This window comes from Paenibacillus sp. VTT E-133291, assembly GCF_002264395.1.
Taxonomy (GTDB): Bacteria; Bacillota; Bacilli; order Paenibacillales; family Paenibacillaceae; genus Paenibacillus_AQ; species Paenibacillus_AQ nitricinens.
Window position 1 is genome coordinate 20,618 of sequence record NZ_NFVA01000068.1, and the last position, 16,611, is coordinate 37,228.

At 41.6% G+C, this 16,611-nt stretch carries 12 protein-coding genes; all 12 read left to right on the top strand.

Going from position 1 to position 16,611, the window contains the following annotated elements; translation table 11 throughout:
• Positions 1 to 99: 99 nt before the first annotated feature.
• Entirely contained in the window at positions 100 to 1,020 is a 921-nt protein-coding gene (locus tag CA598_RS22780) for a carbohydrate ABC transporter permease (protein ID WP_094877975.1), read from the top strand.
• A gap of 1 nt (position 1,021) precedes the next feature.
• Positions 1,022 to 1,894, top strand: coding sequence for a carbohydrate ABC transporter permease (locus tag CA598_RS22785; RefSeq protein ID WP_094873727.1), 873 nt, complete (start codon positions 1,022 to 1,024; stop codon positions 1,892 to 1,894).
• 132 nt (positions 1,895 to 2,026) lie between these two features.
• Positions 2,027 to 3,490 carry an ABC transporter substrate-binding protein gene (locus CA598_RS22790; protein WP_094877976.1) on the top strand — a complete coding sequence of 488 codons (1,464 nt, stop codon included), beginning with the start codon at positions 2,027 to 2,029 and terminating at the stop codon, positions 3,488 to 3,490.
• A 400-nt stretch (positions 3,491 to 3,890) separates the two neighbouring features.
• Positions 3,891 to 6,512 carry a bifunctional acetaldehyde-CoA/alcohol dehydrogenase gene (gene adhE / locus CA598_RS22795; RefSeq protein ID WP_094877977.1) on the top strand — a complete coding sequence of 874 codons (2,622 nt, stop codon included), beginning with the start codon at positions 3,891 to 3,893 and terminating at the stop codon, positions 6,510 to 6,512.
• 252 nt (positions 6,513 to 6,764) lie between these two features.
• Positions 6,765 to 9,026 (top strand): formate C-acetyltransferase, encoded by a 2,262-nt coding sequence (gene pflB, locus CA598_RS22800; RefSeq protein ID WP_094877978.1) that lies wholly within the window; start codon positions 6,765 to 6,767, stop codon positions 9,024 to 9,026.
• Between the two features lie 217 nt (positions 9,027 to 9,243).
• Positions 9,244 to 9,981 (top strand): pyruvate formate-lyase-activating protein, encoded by a 738-nt coding sequence (gene pflA / locus CA598_RS22805; protein WP_042190523.1) that lies wholly within the window; start codon positions 9,244 to 9,246, stop codon positions 9,979 to 9,981.
• A 420-nt stretch (positions 9,982 to 10,401) separates the two neighbouring features.
• Positions 10,402 to 11,811, top strand: coding sequence for an extracellular solute-binding protein (locus CA598_RS22810; RefSeq protein ID WP_094873719.1), 1,410 nt, complete (start codon positions 10,402 to 10,404; stop codon positions 11,809 to 11,811).
• A gap of 127 nt (positions 11,812 to 11,938) precedes the next feature.
• Complete coding sequence (locus tag CA598_RS22815) at positions 11,939 to 12,823, top strand: carbohydrate ABC transporter permease (protein WP_094877979.1); 885 nt, start codon at positions 11,939 to 11,941, stop codon at positions 12,821 to 12,823.
• Complete coding sequence (locus CA598_RS22820) at positions 12,823 to 13,653, top strand: carbohydrate ABC transporter permease (RefSeq protein WP_094873715.1); 831 nt, start codon at positions 12,823 to 12,825, stop codon at positions 13,651 to 13,653. Before CA598_RS22815 ends, CA598_RS22820 begins: the two co-directional genes overlap by 1 nt.
• Positions 13,654 to 13,681: 28 nt before the next feature.
• Positions 13,682 to 15,538 (top strand): cache domain-containing sensor histidine kinase, encoded by a 1,857-nt coding sequence (locus CA598_RS22825; protein ID WP_094877980.1) that lies wholly within the window; start codon positions 13,682 to 13,684, stop codon positions 15,536 to 15,538.
• Complete coding sequence (locus CA598_RS22830; RefSeq protein WP_094873711.1) at positions 15,513 to 16,298, top strand: response regulator transcription factor; 786 nt, start codon at positions 15,513 to 15,515, stop codon at positions 16,296 to 16,298. The genes CA598_RS22825 and CA598_RS22830 overlap by 26 nt, the downstream gene beginning before the upstream one ends.
• Positions 16,299 to 16,417: 119 nt before the next feature.
• Positions 16,418 to 16,611: hypothetical protein (locus tag CA598_RS32745; protein WP_218832620.1), on the top strand; the 194-nt coding region annotated here is incomplete at its 3' end.

Genomic DNA, 16,611 nt, shown 5'->3' on the forward strand with positions numbered 1-16,611 from the left:
TAGATATAGACATGTTCAGTACAACCCTCATTTCCTACAATTTAAGGTAGGAAGCATTTTGCGAAAAATGCTGAAAGAACAATGGAATGAGGGAGCCTGATGAATCAAACCGCAGTAGTAACCGAAAACCCGGCGACGCTGAAGGGGACACCGTACAAGCAAAACCGCTGGAAGAAAAACTTTTGGGGATATATGTTCCTCGTACCTGCCATTATTATTTTTATAATGTTCTTATGGGTTCCAATTTTTAAAGGCTTACTGTACAGCTTCTACCATGTTGATTTTGTTAAAGGAAACAGCTTCGTAGGCTTTGAGAACTACAGTAGAGCACTTAGTGATCCAGATGTCCTGACCGCATTAAAGAACACTGGGTATTATATGTTCCTATGTCTTATTATTGGATTCTGGGTTCCGATTGCTTTTGCCATCATGATCTCAGAGCTGAGAAAGTTTGGGGGCTTTGTACGTGTAGCGGCTTACCTTCCTTTCGTAATGCCTGGTGTGGTTCTCTATGGACTATGGAGATGGCTTTATGATCCGGTCGGCCCAATTAATGCGTTACTAGGCACGTTAGGTGTGGACCAGGTTGCCTTTTTAACAGATACAAGATGGTCGATGATTTCTCTTGTGTTTATGGAGACATGGCAGCAGTTCGGATCAGGGATGCTAATATACTTGGCTGCTGTACTTAGTATTCCAAGAGATTGGTATGAAGCCGCTGAAATTGATGGAGCTGGTGTGTGGGCACGTATAAAGTACATCACCTTGCCTTCACTCCGTAATTTAATCTTTTTGATGCTAATACTACAAGTTATTGGTACTTCACAAGGGTATCAGTCACAGATGGCACTGCTTGATGGTGGGCCGAATAACACTACGCTTACCTATGCGCTGTTGATCGTAAAATATGCTTTTACAAGACTCGATTATGGAACAGCTACTGCGCTTGGCATGTTAATGTTCATTGTCCTGGGTGGTTTGGGCATTTTACAGTTCAAGCTTAACAAGGAGGACTACTAAGATGAAGAGCGCAGATAGAGGAATTCTTTCAGAACACGATTTGAAAAAAACAAGTAATAAGATCGTTTATGGTTTGATGTGCGTAGTCATTTTGGTTATGGTTTTTAGCATGCTGTACCCGATTTGTATGACGTTATTCAACGGGTTGAAGTCGAATCAAGAAGTGAATTCATTCCCGCCGCATTTTTTCCCTCAGGAATGGCACTTCAGTAATCTTAAAGACGCGATGAATTACATTGATCTACCCATGTTCCTTAGAAACACCATTTATATCTTTTTAGGGAATATGGTCGTGACGCTTGTCGTATTGGGAATGTCAGCTTTTAGTATTTCTCGTATGAATGTTCCTTACAAAAGAGCGATTTACTTCTTCTTTCTGATGACATTATTTATTCCGGCGACCAGTTACATGATTCCGAACTTTGTCAATCTGAAGGAGCTTGGATTGCTAAATCAGTACGCGGCCTTTTGGTTGCCAGCGGGAGCGAACACGTTTTACTTTCTATTGCTGAAGAACTTTTTTGACGGAATTCATCCAGAAATCTTTGAAGCAGCACGAATTGATGGGGCCTCTGAGCCGAGAAGCTTTTTCTCCATTGCCGTGCCACTATCCGTTCCGATTTTTGCTACATTAGCAATCTTTATCTTTTCTACTGCATGGAACGACTGGTTCTGGCCATCTTTGGTTATGCACAGTGAAGAGAAATATACGCTTGCGACAGCCATTTATAAATACGTTATTAATGTGAAGGCACTCAATACTAATATTAAGTTTGCAATCCTGTTTATAGTATCCTTGCCTCCAATCCTTGTCTTCTTGATTTTCCAGAAATTCATTATGCGTGGGGTTGCTTTGTCGGCCGTGAAAGGATAAGCAATTATCGACGAATTTACCCATGGATCGTAAACATGCACATGAAAGGAATATAAATGCACCTCGTTTGTAAACGGTTTCTAATTTATGATCGATAGGTAAGATAATTATGAATTGAAAAGGGGAGTTTCAATGCGTAAGTACTCTAGCGTTCTACTAAGCGTACTTGTAGCCGGATCGTTGCTATCTGCTTGCAGCGGCAACAATAACGGAAACACAGCGGGGAACAAAGGCGGGGAAGCATCTACTGCGCCAACAAATGCGGTAACGGATAATACAGCAACTGCTACGGATGCGCCAGTGGAGGACATTACTCAAAGAAAAGTGACGATCAAGATCCACTATCCAACACCTGACTTGACTGAAGTGAGAGCGCAAGAAGATGACAAGATTAAGCGTTTCCAAGCTGAATATCCTAATGTTGAAATTGTTAAAGATGACTGGCAGTACAATGTAAGTGAAATCGGAATTAAGATGGCTGCGAATGAAGCACCAACCTTCTTTAACACCTACGCTACAGAAGCTAAATTCCTGGTGGAAAAGGGCTGGGTTGCTGACATTACGGATCTTTGGAACAAATATGAATTTAAGGATCAAATTAACCCAGTACTGCAAAATCAATTCATCATTGATGGTAAAGTTTTCGGCGTAACTCAAAAAGGTTATGTAACAACTACTATGATCAACAAAAAAATGCTGGATGACAAAGGCGTTGCAGTCCCACCAATGGATTGGACTTGGGATGATATGCTGAATACGGCTAAAGGCGTAGCTGATGTCAAAAAAGGCATTTCCGGTATTGCTCCAATGGGTAAAGGTAACGAAGCAGGCTGGAACTGGACCAACTTCCTGTTCGAAGCTGGCGGTGAAATTCAAAAGGTTGAAGGCGGCAAGGTTGTAGCTACATTTAATTCCGACGCTGGTGTTAAAGCACTGGATTTCTACAAAAAACTTAGATGGGAAGCTAACGCGATTCCTCAGGACTGGGCACTTGGCTGGGGCGATGCTGTAGGCGCATTCCAACAAAGTCGTACAGCTATGGTAATGGCTGGATCGGATGGCGTAATCGAGCAAGCACTGAATCAAGGCGGACTGAAACCTGAGGATGTGCTCACATATCCAATGCCTGCTATGGAAAAAGGCGGTAAGCACACCGGGGTACTTGGTGGTGATTACCTCGTTATTAATCCGAATGCAACACCAGATGAGCAAGAAATGGCATTCCGTTATATCACATTTGATTACTTCTCTGATAAAGGTTTGGAAGCACTGGATGCAGTTCTTCAACAACGTACAGCTGATGGCAAATACTTTATCCCGCCACTCTTAGATTATTACTCCGCAGATTCTGAGTTTGGTAAGAAGACCAAAGCGGTTTATGACAAGTACACAAATGTATACCAATATAGCCCTGACATTATGGGACTTTTGGATGGTAAACCTGAAGCTCAATACAACACACAGGACTATTACGCAACTATGTCCAATGTTATTCAAGAGCTGTTCTCCAAAAAAGGAACGGATTCCAAGAGCCAGCTAGAAGCAGCAGCTAAAACAGTGCAAGAGAAATTCTTTGATACGATTAAAGCGGAATAGGCAAGTGAAAAAATCGGTCCCTGTGGGCCGATTTTTTTGTTGTGATGATTTATAAATTTATAAATTATCAGAAATAGTGATAATCAACTGGAAATTATTATGGCGTAGGAAAATCGTAATTTTTTGTGCTGTAAGGGATGGTTTTTTTGAGTGAATATTTAGAGATATGGGATAAAATGGGTCTGGTATTTTGCTTATCAAAGTATAATTCTAAGATTTTAAGGGATTTATACTACATAATATGGTAAAAAGACTATTATATGATCGAATGAAAGCGCTTTGAAAACAAATCAAAAAAACTTTATACTTTGTGAAAGATTTCACTATACAAGGTAGAAATCATGTGATAAGATAAATGTGTAGAGAAAAACAACTAAAAATTGACAGGAGGACGAGGGAGATGGCAGTTAAGAATGAAGTCGCCGCCCAAGTTAAACAAGTTACCGCTGAAGAGTATATACAGAATTTAGTGGATAAAGCGAAAAAAGCGCATGAGGCGTTCATGGCGCTAGATCAAGAGCAAGTTAACACAATCGTTCATGCAATGGCGTTGGCTGGACTCGACAAACATATGTACCTCGCTAAATTGGCCGTCGAAGAAACAGGACGCGGCGTATACGAAGACAAAATTACGAAGAACATCTTCTCGACAGAATATATCTGGCACGGAATTAAATATGATAAAACAGTAGGCGTTATTGAAGATAATCCATATGAGAACTTTCAAAAAATTGCTGAACCCGTCGGAATCGTTATGGGCATCACTCCAGTAACCAACCCAACATCCACCACGATGTTTAAAGCGTTGATTTCGATTAAGACACGGAACCCTATTATATTCGGTTTCCACCCATCTGCGCAAGAGTGTAGTGCTGCAGCAGCTAAAATTCTTCATGATGCAGCCGTGAAAGCTGGCGCACCTGAGAACTGTATCCAATGGATTGAAATGCCAACAATGGACAAGACAAATGCTTTGATGAACAACCCAGACGTTGCTCTTATCCTGGCAACTGGCGGATCTGCAATGGTAAAAGCAGCTTATAGCTGTGGTAAACCTGCTCTTGGTGTAGGCCCTGGTAACGTACCAGCCTTCATTGAAAAGAGTGCTGATATTGATCAAGCGGTAACGGACATCATTCTTTCTAAAACATTCGATAATGGTATGATCTGTGCTTCCGAGCAAGCTGTTATTATCGAAGAACCAATCTTCGATCAAGTGAAGAAAAAAATGATTGCTAATGGCTGCTACTTTGTGAATAAAGAAGAAGCTGCCAAACTGACTAGTGGAGCAATGAACGTAGATAAATGTGCGGTTAACCCAGCAATCGTAGGTCAATCCGCAGTGAAAATTGCTGAAATGTGTGGCATTCAAGTTCCTGCCGGCACAAAGATTCTGGTAGCAGAACTCGAAGGCGTAGGCACTAAATACCCGTTATCTGCAGAAAAATTAAGCCCGGTTCTTGCTTGCTATAAAGTTAAGAATGCTGATCAAGGTATCGAACGCGCAGCTGAAATCGTTGAATTTGGCGGTATGGGTCATAGCTCGGCTATCCACTCCAACAACGAAGAAGTGATCATGAAGTTCTCTAACCGTCTACAAACAGGACGTATTCTCGTCAATTCGCCTTCGACACATGGCGCTATCGGCGATATCTATAACACTAATATCCCTTCACTGACACTGGGCTGTGGATCTTATGGTCGCAACTCCGTATCGCAAAACGTTACAGCAATCAATTTGATCAACGTGAAAAGGGTGAATCGTCGTACCGTGAATATGCAATGGTTTAAAGTACCTGACAAGATTTATTTTGAAAAAGGCGCTACTCAGTACCTGACCAAAATGCCTGATATTACACGTGTTGCAATTATCACTGACCCAATGATGGTTAAGCTTGGATATGTTGAAAGAGTTGAGCATTACCTGCGTCAACGCCAAACTCCTGTAGCTATCGAAGTGTTCTCTGAAGTTGAACCAGATCCATCGACAACTACAGTTGAAAAAGGTACTGCAATGATGAACAGATTCCAACCGGACTGCATCATCGCACTTGGCGGCGGTTCCCCAATGGATGCTGCAAAAGGAATGTGGTTATTCTATGAACATCCAGATGCAGACTTTAATGGTCTGAAACAAAAATTCATGGATATCCGTAAACGGGTATACAAATTCCCTAAACTTGGTAACAAAGCTAAGTTTGTAGCGATTCCAACTACTTCGGGTACAGGTTCGGAAGTAACATCTTTCGCAGTTATTACCGATAAAACAACGGAACAGCACACTAAATATCCATTGGCTGACTACGAGTTAACTCCAGATGTAGCTATCATTGATCCTGAGTTCGTATACAGCTTGCCAAAAACGGCTGTTGCTGATACAGGTATGGACGTATTAACACATGCTATCGAAGCTTATGTATCTGTTATGGCGAGTGACTATACTGATGGTCTAGCTATTAAAGCCATCCAACTGGTATTCCAATACCTTGAAAAATCGGCGCTGGAAGGTGACAGAGTAGCACGTGAAAAAATGCATAACGCATCCACACTTGCTGGTATGGCCTTTGCCAATGCATTCTTGGGTATTAACCACAGTTTGGCGCATAAATGGGGCGGACAGTACCACACTGCTCATGGTCGGACTAACGCGATCCTTATGCCACACGTTATCCGCTACAATGCTAAAAAACCTACGAAGTTCGCTTCGTTCCCTAAATATTCGCACTTCGTAGCTGATGAGCGTTATGCTGAAATTGCCCGTATTCTGGGATTGCCAGCCCGCACAACTGAAGAAGGTGTAACTAGCCTGATCAATGCTATTCGCGATATGAATAAAAAATTGGGTATCGAAGAATCGTTCCAACAACTGGGCTTTGACCCTAAGGACTTCGAATCCCGTGTAGATTACTTGGCTGACCGTGCGTTTGAAGATCAATGTACAACTGCCAATCCTAAGCTACCATTAGTATCTGAACTTGCTGATGTATACCGTAACGCATTCTACGGAAGATTTGATAATTAACAAATGGTTAAATAGAGAATAGGATAGTTGTGGACTTAGATAAAGGTGACAAATATCACTCGAAAGGTGATATTTGTCACAGTGTTTTTATAGAAAATAAACTAGAATGTTTATATAAACAACGGTCCCGCATATGAAATGTTGATTGTGAAATTTGGAACAATCACATCTTTTGGGGATCACGAGACACGGGATCAACCTTCAAGCCCGCGATCTCTACAAATATAATAAATATAGATGGAGGGATTTAGCATGTCGGTGATTGAAAAAGAAGTAAATGAAGTGAAATCCGGTTGGAGAAGTTTTGCAAAAGGTAAATGGTCCAAGAAAGTTGACGTTAACAACTTTATCGCTAGTAACATTAAACCTTATGAAGGTAACGAAGAGTTCCTCGTAGGTCCTACTAGTAACACAACTGAACTGTGGAAGATTATTTCCCAGCTGAGCAAGGAAGAAAGAGAAAGAGGCGGCGTATGGGATGTTTCCCTAGATACTGTCTCCACAATCACTTCACATGCTCCAGGCTACATTGACAAGGACAAGGAACAAATTGTAGGCGTACAGACTGACGCTCCTTTCAGACGTTCTATCCAGCCATTCGGCGGAATCAAGATGATGGTCGATGCTACGAAGGCTTATGGCTTCGAGCTTCCACAAAACATCGTTGACATGTTCACGAACATTCGCAAAACGCATAACCAAGGCGTATTTGATGCATATACACCAGACATGAGAGCAGTGCGTAAATCCGGCGTTATCACAGGTCTTCCTGATGCTTACGGCCGCGGACGCATTATCGGCGACTACCGCCGCATTGCTCTGTACGGTATTGATTTCTTGATTAAAGACAAAAAACAACAACTAACTGAGCTTGAAGTTGATTCCATGACTGAAGAAGTAATTCGTTTGCGTGAAGAGCTGTCCGAGCAAATTCGTGCACTTGGCGAATTGAAAGAAATGGCGGCTGCTCACGGTATGGATATTTCCAAACCAGCGACGAACTTCAAGGAAGCTACGCAATGGGTATACTTTGGATATCTGGCCGCGGTTAAAGAACAAAATGGTGCGGCGATGTCCCTGGGACGTGTATCCTCCTTCCTAGACATTTATGCAGAACGAGATATTGAAGAAGGTACTTTGACTGAAGAACAAGTACAAGAAATTGTCGACCATTTCGTAATGAAATTGCGTATCGTGAAATTCTTGCGTACACCTGACTATAACGATCTGTTCTCCGGCGACCCTACTTGGGTAACTGAATCCATCGGTGGTATGGCTGAAGATGGAACCACTCGTGTTACCAAGAACAGTTTCCGTTTCCTGAACACCTTGTACAACTTGGGTCCAGCACCGGAACCAAACTTAACTGTTCTGTGGTCCGAAAGATTGCCTGAAGGCTTCAAAAAATATTGTGCTAAGGTTTCCATCGAAACTAGTGCAATTCAGTATGAAAATGACGATTTAATGCGTCCATACTGGGGTGATGATTATGCGATTGCATGCTGTGTATCTCCAATGCGCATCGGCAAACAAATGCAGTTCTTCGGTGCTCGTGCTAACCTGGCAAAAGCTTTGCTGTATGCTATTAATGGTGGTAAAGACGAGAAATCCGGAGCACAAGTTGGACCGGAATTCCCAGCGATCACTTCTGAATATCTGGATTATGACGAAGTAATGAAACGCTTCAAACCGATGATGGCGTGGTTGGCTAAGACTTACGTTAACACTTTGAACATCATCCACTATATGCATGACAAATATTCTTATGAACGTATTGAAATGGCACTGCATGACCGTGATATTCTGCGTACTATGGCTTGCGGTATCGCTGGTCTGTCCGTTGCAGCTGACTCACTGAGTGCTATCAAATACGCGAAGGTTAAACCAATCCGTAACGAACAAGGTATTGCAATTGACTTCGAAACCGAAGGCGAATTCCCTTGCTACGGTAACAATGACGATGCTGTAGACAACATTGCAGTAGAATTAGTTGAAACTTTCATGTCTATGATCCGTAAACACAAAACATATCGTGATGCTGTACCGACTCAATCGGTATTGACCATTACTTCGAATGTAGTATACGGTAAGAAGACAGGTACAACACCTGACGGACGTAAAAAAGGCGAACCTTTTGCACCAGGGGCTAACCCAATGCACGGACGCGACAAGAAAGGTGCTCTGGCTTCACTGAACTCTGTAGCTAAACTGCCTTACTCCGATGCACAAGATGGTATCTCCAATACGTTCTCCATCGTACCTAAGGCACTGGGTAAAGACGATGAATCATGTAAGTCTAACCTGGTACACATGATGGACGGATACTTCCATAACAACGCTCAGCATTTGAACGTTAACGTATTTAACCGTGAACAGCTGATGGACGCGATGGATCACCCAGAGAACTATCCACAATTGACTATCCGCGTATCCGGTTATGCAGTTAACTTCATCAAGTTGACTCGCGAACAACAAATGGACGTAATTAACCGTACTTTCCACGGTTCAATGTAATTTGTTTATATTTATAAAGATCTTTGATTTAAATTCTTCATTGAAATAGTTGCAAGGAAGATACCGCCCTTGTCTCAAGGGCGGTAATATCATGTTTGAGAATGGTTAAAATTTTAAATTTTACGGTCGCGTTTAAGGAGAACACAGTCTTATGGGCAGGGGTTCTTCTTCGTGAAAGATGGACTGTTAGTCAGTCGTGGAGAAAGGATGACATCCTATGATTAAAGGTCGCATACACTCCTTGGAAACCTTTGGAACCGTTGATGGGCCTGGTATTCGATTTGTCTTATTTATGCAAGGGTGCTTGCTGAAATGCCAGTATTGCCATAACCCTGATACTTGGGCTTTAGATGAAGGTAAGGAAATGACTCTAGAAGAAGTACTTTCGGAGATCGAGCCATATTTAAACTACTATCGTTCATCCGGTGGTGGGTTAACTGTATCCGGCGGAGAACCAACTTTGCAGGCACAATTTGTAAAGCAGTTATTTACGGAAGTTAAAAAGCGTTGGAATCTGCACACTACATTAGATAGTAATGGTTATAACGAAGGTGACAAGATTAATGACTTATTGGATGTTACGGACTTGGTGATGCTTGATTTGAAGCATATTGATGAAGAAGCACACATTAAGTTAACTGGTAAATCTAATGATCGGACCTTGAAGCTTGCGCGCTGGCTGTCAGATCATAACCGTAAGATGTGGATTAGACATGTATATGTTCCAGGCATTCATGACCGTGAAGAGGATCTTATCAATCTGGGTCGATATATTGGAACCTTAAATGGCGTTGAGAAATTTGAAATCTTACCTTATCATCAAATGGGTATCTATAAATGGGAAATGCTCGGCAAGGCTTATGAATTGGATGGAGTGCCATCCCCTACGGATGAAGAAGTTCAGCGGGCGTACCGCTTAGTCGAAGAAGGTCGCAAGCAGACAGCGTTGGTATAATTTATATCTACATTAAGTGGAGCCGTTCCTTTAGTGATTTACTGCTGAAGGAACGGTTTTTTTGTTATGAGGGACGTCTGATGTCATTAAAAGGGGTAATTTTGTGTTTTACCTTTAAAAAATGATATATTTCCAGCTATTAATTAAGGAGTTGGAAATACATTATGATAGATTTTATGTCATTGAATTGAGTTTTTATTATTATTTTCTAAGTATATGTATGACTAATCCACGCTGTTTAGCAGATAATCGTAATTTTTACTAAAATAAAGTTATGTTATATTACACGTTGTGTAGTTGATTCCGCTTTCATTAGAGATTTTTATCCCTATAGTGGATGAATCTTAACCTTACGAGAATGGAATCTGTTTTCTATAATAAGAAGTGTAAAGCACAACATTATATGGGGGGTCACAAGAAATGAAAAAAGGTATGACTTTGCTATTGTCCCTGATTTTTGTATCATCAGCTTTACTGGCAGGTTGCGGAAGCAACAACAATGCATCTTCTAACAAAGGAGATGGAAACGCTACCGCGACGAATTCAGCGGATGCTACAAATGCTCCAGCAACAGAAGAACCAGTAAGTAGCGAACCGTTCGAAATGACGATTCGTCACACTCAAATCGGTGCCGACAAACAGAAGCGTTTAGCAATTCTGCAAGAAGTAGTGAAAAAGGTAGAAGGCGATGTACCGGGTCTGACCTTTAAGCTTGATGGAGTAGATTCAGATGTAAACCGTAAAGAAAAATTACGTGGTGAAATGGCTGCAGGTAATCCACCAGAGATCTTCGATCTTTTCGGAAGCCCTGACTCTAAGATCTATGCTAAAGAAGGTAAATTACTCGATCTGACTCCAATCCTAGAGGAACTTGGAATTAAGGATAAATTCTCAAATCTTGATCCTTTCACTTATGAAGGAAAAATTTACGGATTGCCTATCGGTGGATCTGGTGAAGGTTTCTTCTACAACAAAGAGTACTACAATAGCAAAGGCTGGAAAGCTCCAACAACATTTGCTGAATTGGAACAACAATTGGCTGACATCAAAGCTGACGGAAAAGTACCTTTGGCTGGTGCATCTAAGGCTGGTTGGGTACCGCTTATGCTAGCCAACCACTTGTGGTCACGTTATGCAGGTCCAGATGTAACCGCTAAGTTTGCAACAGGTGAAGCTAAATGGACTGATCCAAACGTTGTAAAAGGTTTTGCGAAGTACAAAGAATGGGTTGACAAAGGATACTTCAAAAAAGGCGAACTTGGTTTCGAGTATGCTGAATATACAACGCAATTCACTAGTAGTGAAGCAATCCTCTTGTATGATGGTACTTGGAAATCTTCCGTATTTAAAGAAGGACAATCTGGCGAAGGTTTGATCGGTAAAGTTGGATTCTTCAATATTCCTCCAGTTGATGGTGGCGTAGGCGACCAAACTGCATTGATGCGCGATGTAAACAATGGCTACGGTTTCTCTGCTTCTGCTGAAAAAGATCCACGTCAATTGGCTGCTGTGAAGTCATTTATCAAAAACCTATTTAATGAAGAAATGCAATTACGTGGACTGGTTGAAGATGGCGTATTGCCAGCAATGAAAATTGACCAAAACGTTCTGAACGAAAATATTACGGATGATCTGATGAGCGAAATCGTTGGTGTACTTAATAACTCACAATCTTCGTTCCCAGCATTTGACTCACTTGTTCAAGCTGATGTAACTACAGAAATCAGTAACATTCAAATTCAAAAGCTAATTGGTGGTCAGACAACTCCTGAGAAAATGGGCGAAGCATTACAGAAGGTACAAGAAGAAGCAAACGCAGCAGTTGAATAAGTAGCTGCAAATTGAATGTACCCTGGTGCCAGAACCAGGGTACATTTTTAAACTCAAAGAATTTATGTGTTTGCAAAGATCTAAAACATTCATTGTTCGCCAGATGTCAAAGCAACCGGAGGTAGTCATGAATAAAGCACTAAGAAATCCATTGGTATTTTTCCTTTTTATTCTTCCAGCACTGATCTTGTTCACGATGTTTTTCATTTATCCCATCTTTAGTTCAATCTATTACAGCTTTACTAGCTGGAACGGGGTATCTGACACAGTCAAGTCTGCCGGTATCAGTAATTTTGAGAAGGCATTAGGAGACGAACGATTCTGGATATCTGTCAAAAATAACGGTTTCTTCATTCTTTTCTCTTGTTTTGTACAGGTACCGTTAATCATATTCTTCTCGTTATTGATATCGAATGTAAAGAAACTGAAAGGCTTATATAAGACAGCGGTCTTCATGCCTTCCATTATGTCTACAGCAGTTATCGGTATTCTATGGGGCTTCATTTATGAGCCCAACATTGGACTTTTAAATAAGGTTCTAGGTTTAGTGGGGATTAATCCAATTTACTGGCTGTCGGATGAAAAATTCGCAATGGTATCGATCCTGATCACGAATGCTTGGCAGTGGACTGGATTCTATATCGTAATGGTACTGGCAGCTATTCTGTCGATACCAGGTGAATTGGATGAAGCAGCTGCCATTGATGGCGCAACTGGATTCCAACGTGCTACACGCATCACACTTCCGCTAATCGTTCCGATCATTTCTGTTGTAATCATGTTATCCATTGCAGGGGCAATGAAAGCGGCGGATATCGTCATTGTAATGACTAAGGGTGGACCTGCAGGTTCAACCGATGTAATGGCAACCTACATGATTAAATATGCAATTACGAACTTTAAATACGGGTACGGTAACACCATCGCAGTCCTGATCTTTGTATTTACATTGGTGGTTACAGCCGTTTATCAGCTGCTGATAGCCCGACGCACAGAAAGGATTGAATACTGATGCCACGCGCCCTGAAAAAGAGTCTGCCCCATGTCGCACTATTGTCTTATCTACTAGTTATTCTATTTCCTTTCCTGTTCGTGTTATTCTCATCTGTGAAAAAGGATAACAATGCGATAGCGCTTAACCCTTTTGGGATTCCAAAGGAGTTCGTTTTTGGTAACTACGTTGAAGCTTGGGTAAACGCCAAGATCAGCACCTACTTTTTTAACAGTTTGTACATTTCCATATTAGCTTCTGTAGTGTCTATCATTCTAGCTTCTATGTTTGCTTTTGCGGTAACACGGATGCGCCAAGGCAAATGGAATACGATTTTGTTCACGCTAGTTATGGTGGGAATGCTCATTCCAAACAACGCATTGATGCTTCCTATTTATACGATTGTACGCAAAATGGGAATTCTGAACACACACTGGGCGTTGATTATTCCTTATATCGCGAATGCAATTCCATTTACGATTATAATACTGGCTGCATTTATGCGTTCGTTGCCTAGAGAAATTGAAGAGGCTGCGGTCATGGATGGGTTGAAGGCACCGGGTATCTTTGCTAAAATTATTGTACCTCTAACCGTACCTGCCATGGTTACTGTATTCATTGTTAATTTCCTGGGCAATTGGAATGAATTCTTGCTGGCAAACTACTTCCTATCGAATGACGAACTGCGGACGCTCCCAGTGGGTATGGTTCAATTCCGCGATCAATATCAGATGAACTATGCACAAATGTCAGCGGGTATCGTCTTCAGTGTTCTTCCAGTAATTGTTATTTATGCGATTCTACAGGAAAAAATTATTGAAGGCGTAACAGCGGGCGGCGTAAAAGGATAACTTTTTTCTCAGTCAGGAGCACTAGCCGATGAATTTGCGCTATAAATTATTTACGGCATTTTTGGGCCTGATAATCATTCCCTTATTTATTCTAGGCATGCTTATGTTCTTTGTGACTTATAACTCTATTGAGAAGAAGTACAGCCAGCAGTCGGAATACTCACTTAAAGCTATTAGTTATAGTATTTCAAATGTGTTAAAAGATATGGATAACGTTACAGACAACGGAATTGCTACCTCGGTTTTTCATATGGCACTTAGCGCCGAAGATCCTTCTAATCAGGATTTGACGGATGCTGAGCAACTCAGTTTGAATGCAAGCCAGCGCAATTTCCGTAGTCTGTTGTTTAACCATCCATCGATTAGCTATGCTTTTTTGTACAATTTTAACGGTAGAGGTAACTCTGAAATCGTGTCGCTTTTTAATAAGGAAAATTTCCGAACGCTACCCTATGATACTTTCAAAAAAAGTGATTTGTACCAGGAAGTAATGGATTTGAATGGCGTGCCAAAATGGCTGGCTCCTCATGAGTATCCTGAACTTACAGGAACTGAACCTGTGTTTACACAAATTCGACTCGTGAAGGAACTGAGCTTCTTTCAGAACATAGGTATCCTTGTTGTACAGATCAAAAATTGGGAGCTCGAATCGATATTTCGCAATTTAAAAATTGGGGATAGCAATCAGGATGTTTCGTTTATGCTAGTAAATGATGATGGAATGATTCTATTTGACCCAGATCAAAAGCTGGATGGGCAAGATATTCAGTCATTCGCGAATAAAGAGATTACCTTCAAAAAAGGGTTTCAGAGTTTTAAAACAGAGTATAACGGGGAGAAGAGTATTCTCTCCATGTATCATTTGAAGGATTATCCTTGGAGTCTAGTGTCTGTAACCTCATGGGACTCTTTATCTCGAGAAGTTACAGTATTTGCACGCTGGTTTGTGGGGGTAATCTTCCTTTGCTTTTTGGCAGCGGTGATCTTCAATCTATTCTTTATGAATCGCATTACTGGTGCAATAGCCGTAATTGTTCGTTTTATGCGACGTGTTGAGGATGGAGATCTAACTTCGCGGGTAGAAGTGAAGGGGAACGATGAGTTAACGCTTCTTGGTAAGGGCTTTAATGATCTTATGGATAAAATTAACCGGTTGTTTAACAGAATCCATTTGGAACAGCGTCGCAAGAATCAAGCCGAGATGCGTGTTCTGCAGGCTCAGATTAAACCGCATTTTTTATTCAATACGTTAGAGTCGATTAATGTTCTGGCTATACAGAATGAAGGCAAGAAAGTCAGTGAGATGGTCTACCGACTGGCTAGTATTTTACGTATTAGCATTCAGGATCGAGAAGAAATTACACTGGATGAAGAGGTTAAACATCTGCGCAATTATTTGGATATTCAAAAATTTAGATTTGAGGATTTATTTGAATACGATATTGATATCCCACAAGAATTGATGAGTTGCGGTATTTTAAAGCTTACTTTGCAACCGCTTGTAGAGAATAGCATTCAGCATGGATTTGAGGGTATTGATTACAAAGGTCAAGTTTCTGTGAAAGTTTCGGAGAAGCAAGGGGACTTAATTTTACGAATTGAAGATAACGGTATTGGAATTACACCATCGCAGTTGTCTATTTTCCAATATATTGTGAATGATCCTGTGGAGCAAGAGGTTGAAGTTGAACGGGAAAACCGGATGAATCTTGAACGCAGAGGTCTTGGCATACGCAGTGTAGCGGATCGCATCCGCATTGAATACGGTGACAGATATGGAATATTTATTTGTTCCAGTCCAGGATATGGTACTATTATTCAATGTGTCATACCTAAATACGAGCAGGGGGAAGATCATTATGCTAAAAGTATTATTGGTAGATGACGAAGCCCCAATTCTGAATAATCTGAAAAGAGTGTTGCCATGGCAGGAGATGGGGATGGAGGTCGTCGGTATGGCGCGAAGCGGTATGGACGCCTTGCGCATTGCTGAAGAGGAGCAACCCGATCTTGTGTTGAGTGACATTCGTATGCCAGTGATGGATGGATTAACTTTTGTAGGAAAGCTGCGGGAATTGGGATTGGATAGTGAGGTACTGCTTCTTACCGGGTATCAGGAATTTGACTATGCACGGGAAGCGATCCGGCTCGGGGTAAGAGAATACATTTGTAAGCCGATACATTATGAGGAGCTTGGCAATAAGGTGCGTGAGATCGGAGCTAATATCCGTAGTAAACAGTTTAAGAATAAACTGTACAATAGTATCCCTCTATTTCAGGAGATTCCTGAAGTTGACAATGGTAAAAAAACGCCGGATCAGCTAATGAACTTGGCTGCTCAATACATCACTGAACATCTTCATTCAGATATCGGGATTGAGGAAGTGGCGAATAAGATCGGCATTAGCGGCAGTTACTTCTGCCTCTTGTTTAAGAACCGTTTTGCAATGACTTTCGTGGAATACGTAACACAACAACGAATTGAAGCAGCTAAGTTTATGCTTACTAACAGCGATAAAAGCATTACGGTGATTGGTTCCGGAGTCGGTTATCAGGAACGACGTTATTTCACGAAGGTATTTCAGAAGCAGACCGGGATGTCTCCTAAGGAGTATCGCGATCGGTGCCGGAGTGAAGTATTATGAGTCCGGCGGCGCGTGGTGAGGTTTAGGCTGGCCAGTATGGTGAGAGTCAGCGTCACTGCGAGGAATGTTTGGACTTCCGGTCGCTGTTATCCTCAGATTTCTTGATAAGAAACCGCTCTTTGCGGTTGAAATCCGAGGATAAAGGCGAATGCTCCGCTCCTACAGTTCCAAACTTCCTCTCCGTTCCTTCTCCCTCACCACACTTCGGTGTGGATATGGGGTCGTCCCACTCCTACGGACGTGGGGACTCCTTGGGGAATGCGAAGACTATCGACCAGCCTGTGGCTGTGATAGAAGGGCGAGGGGCCTATTG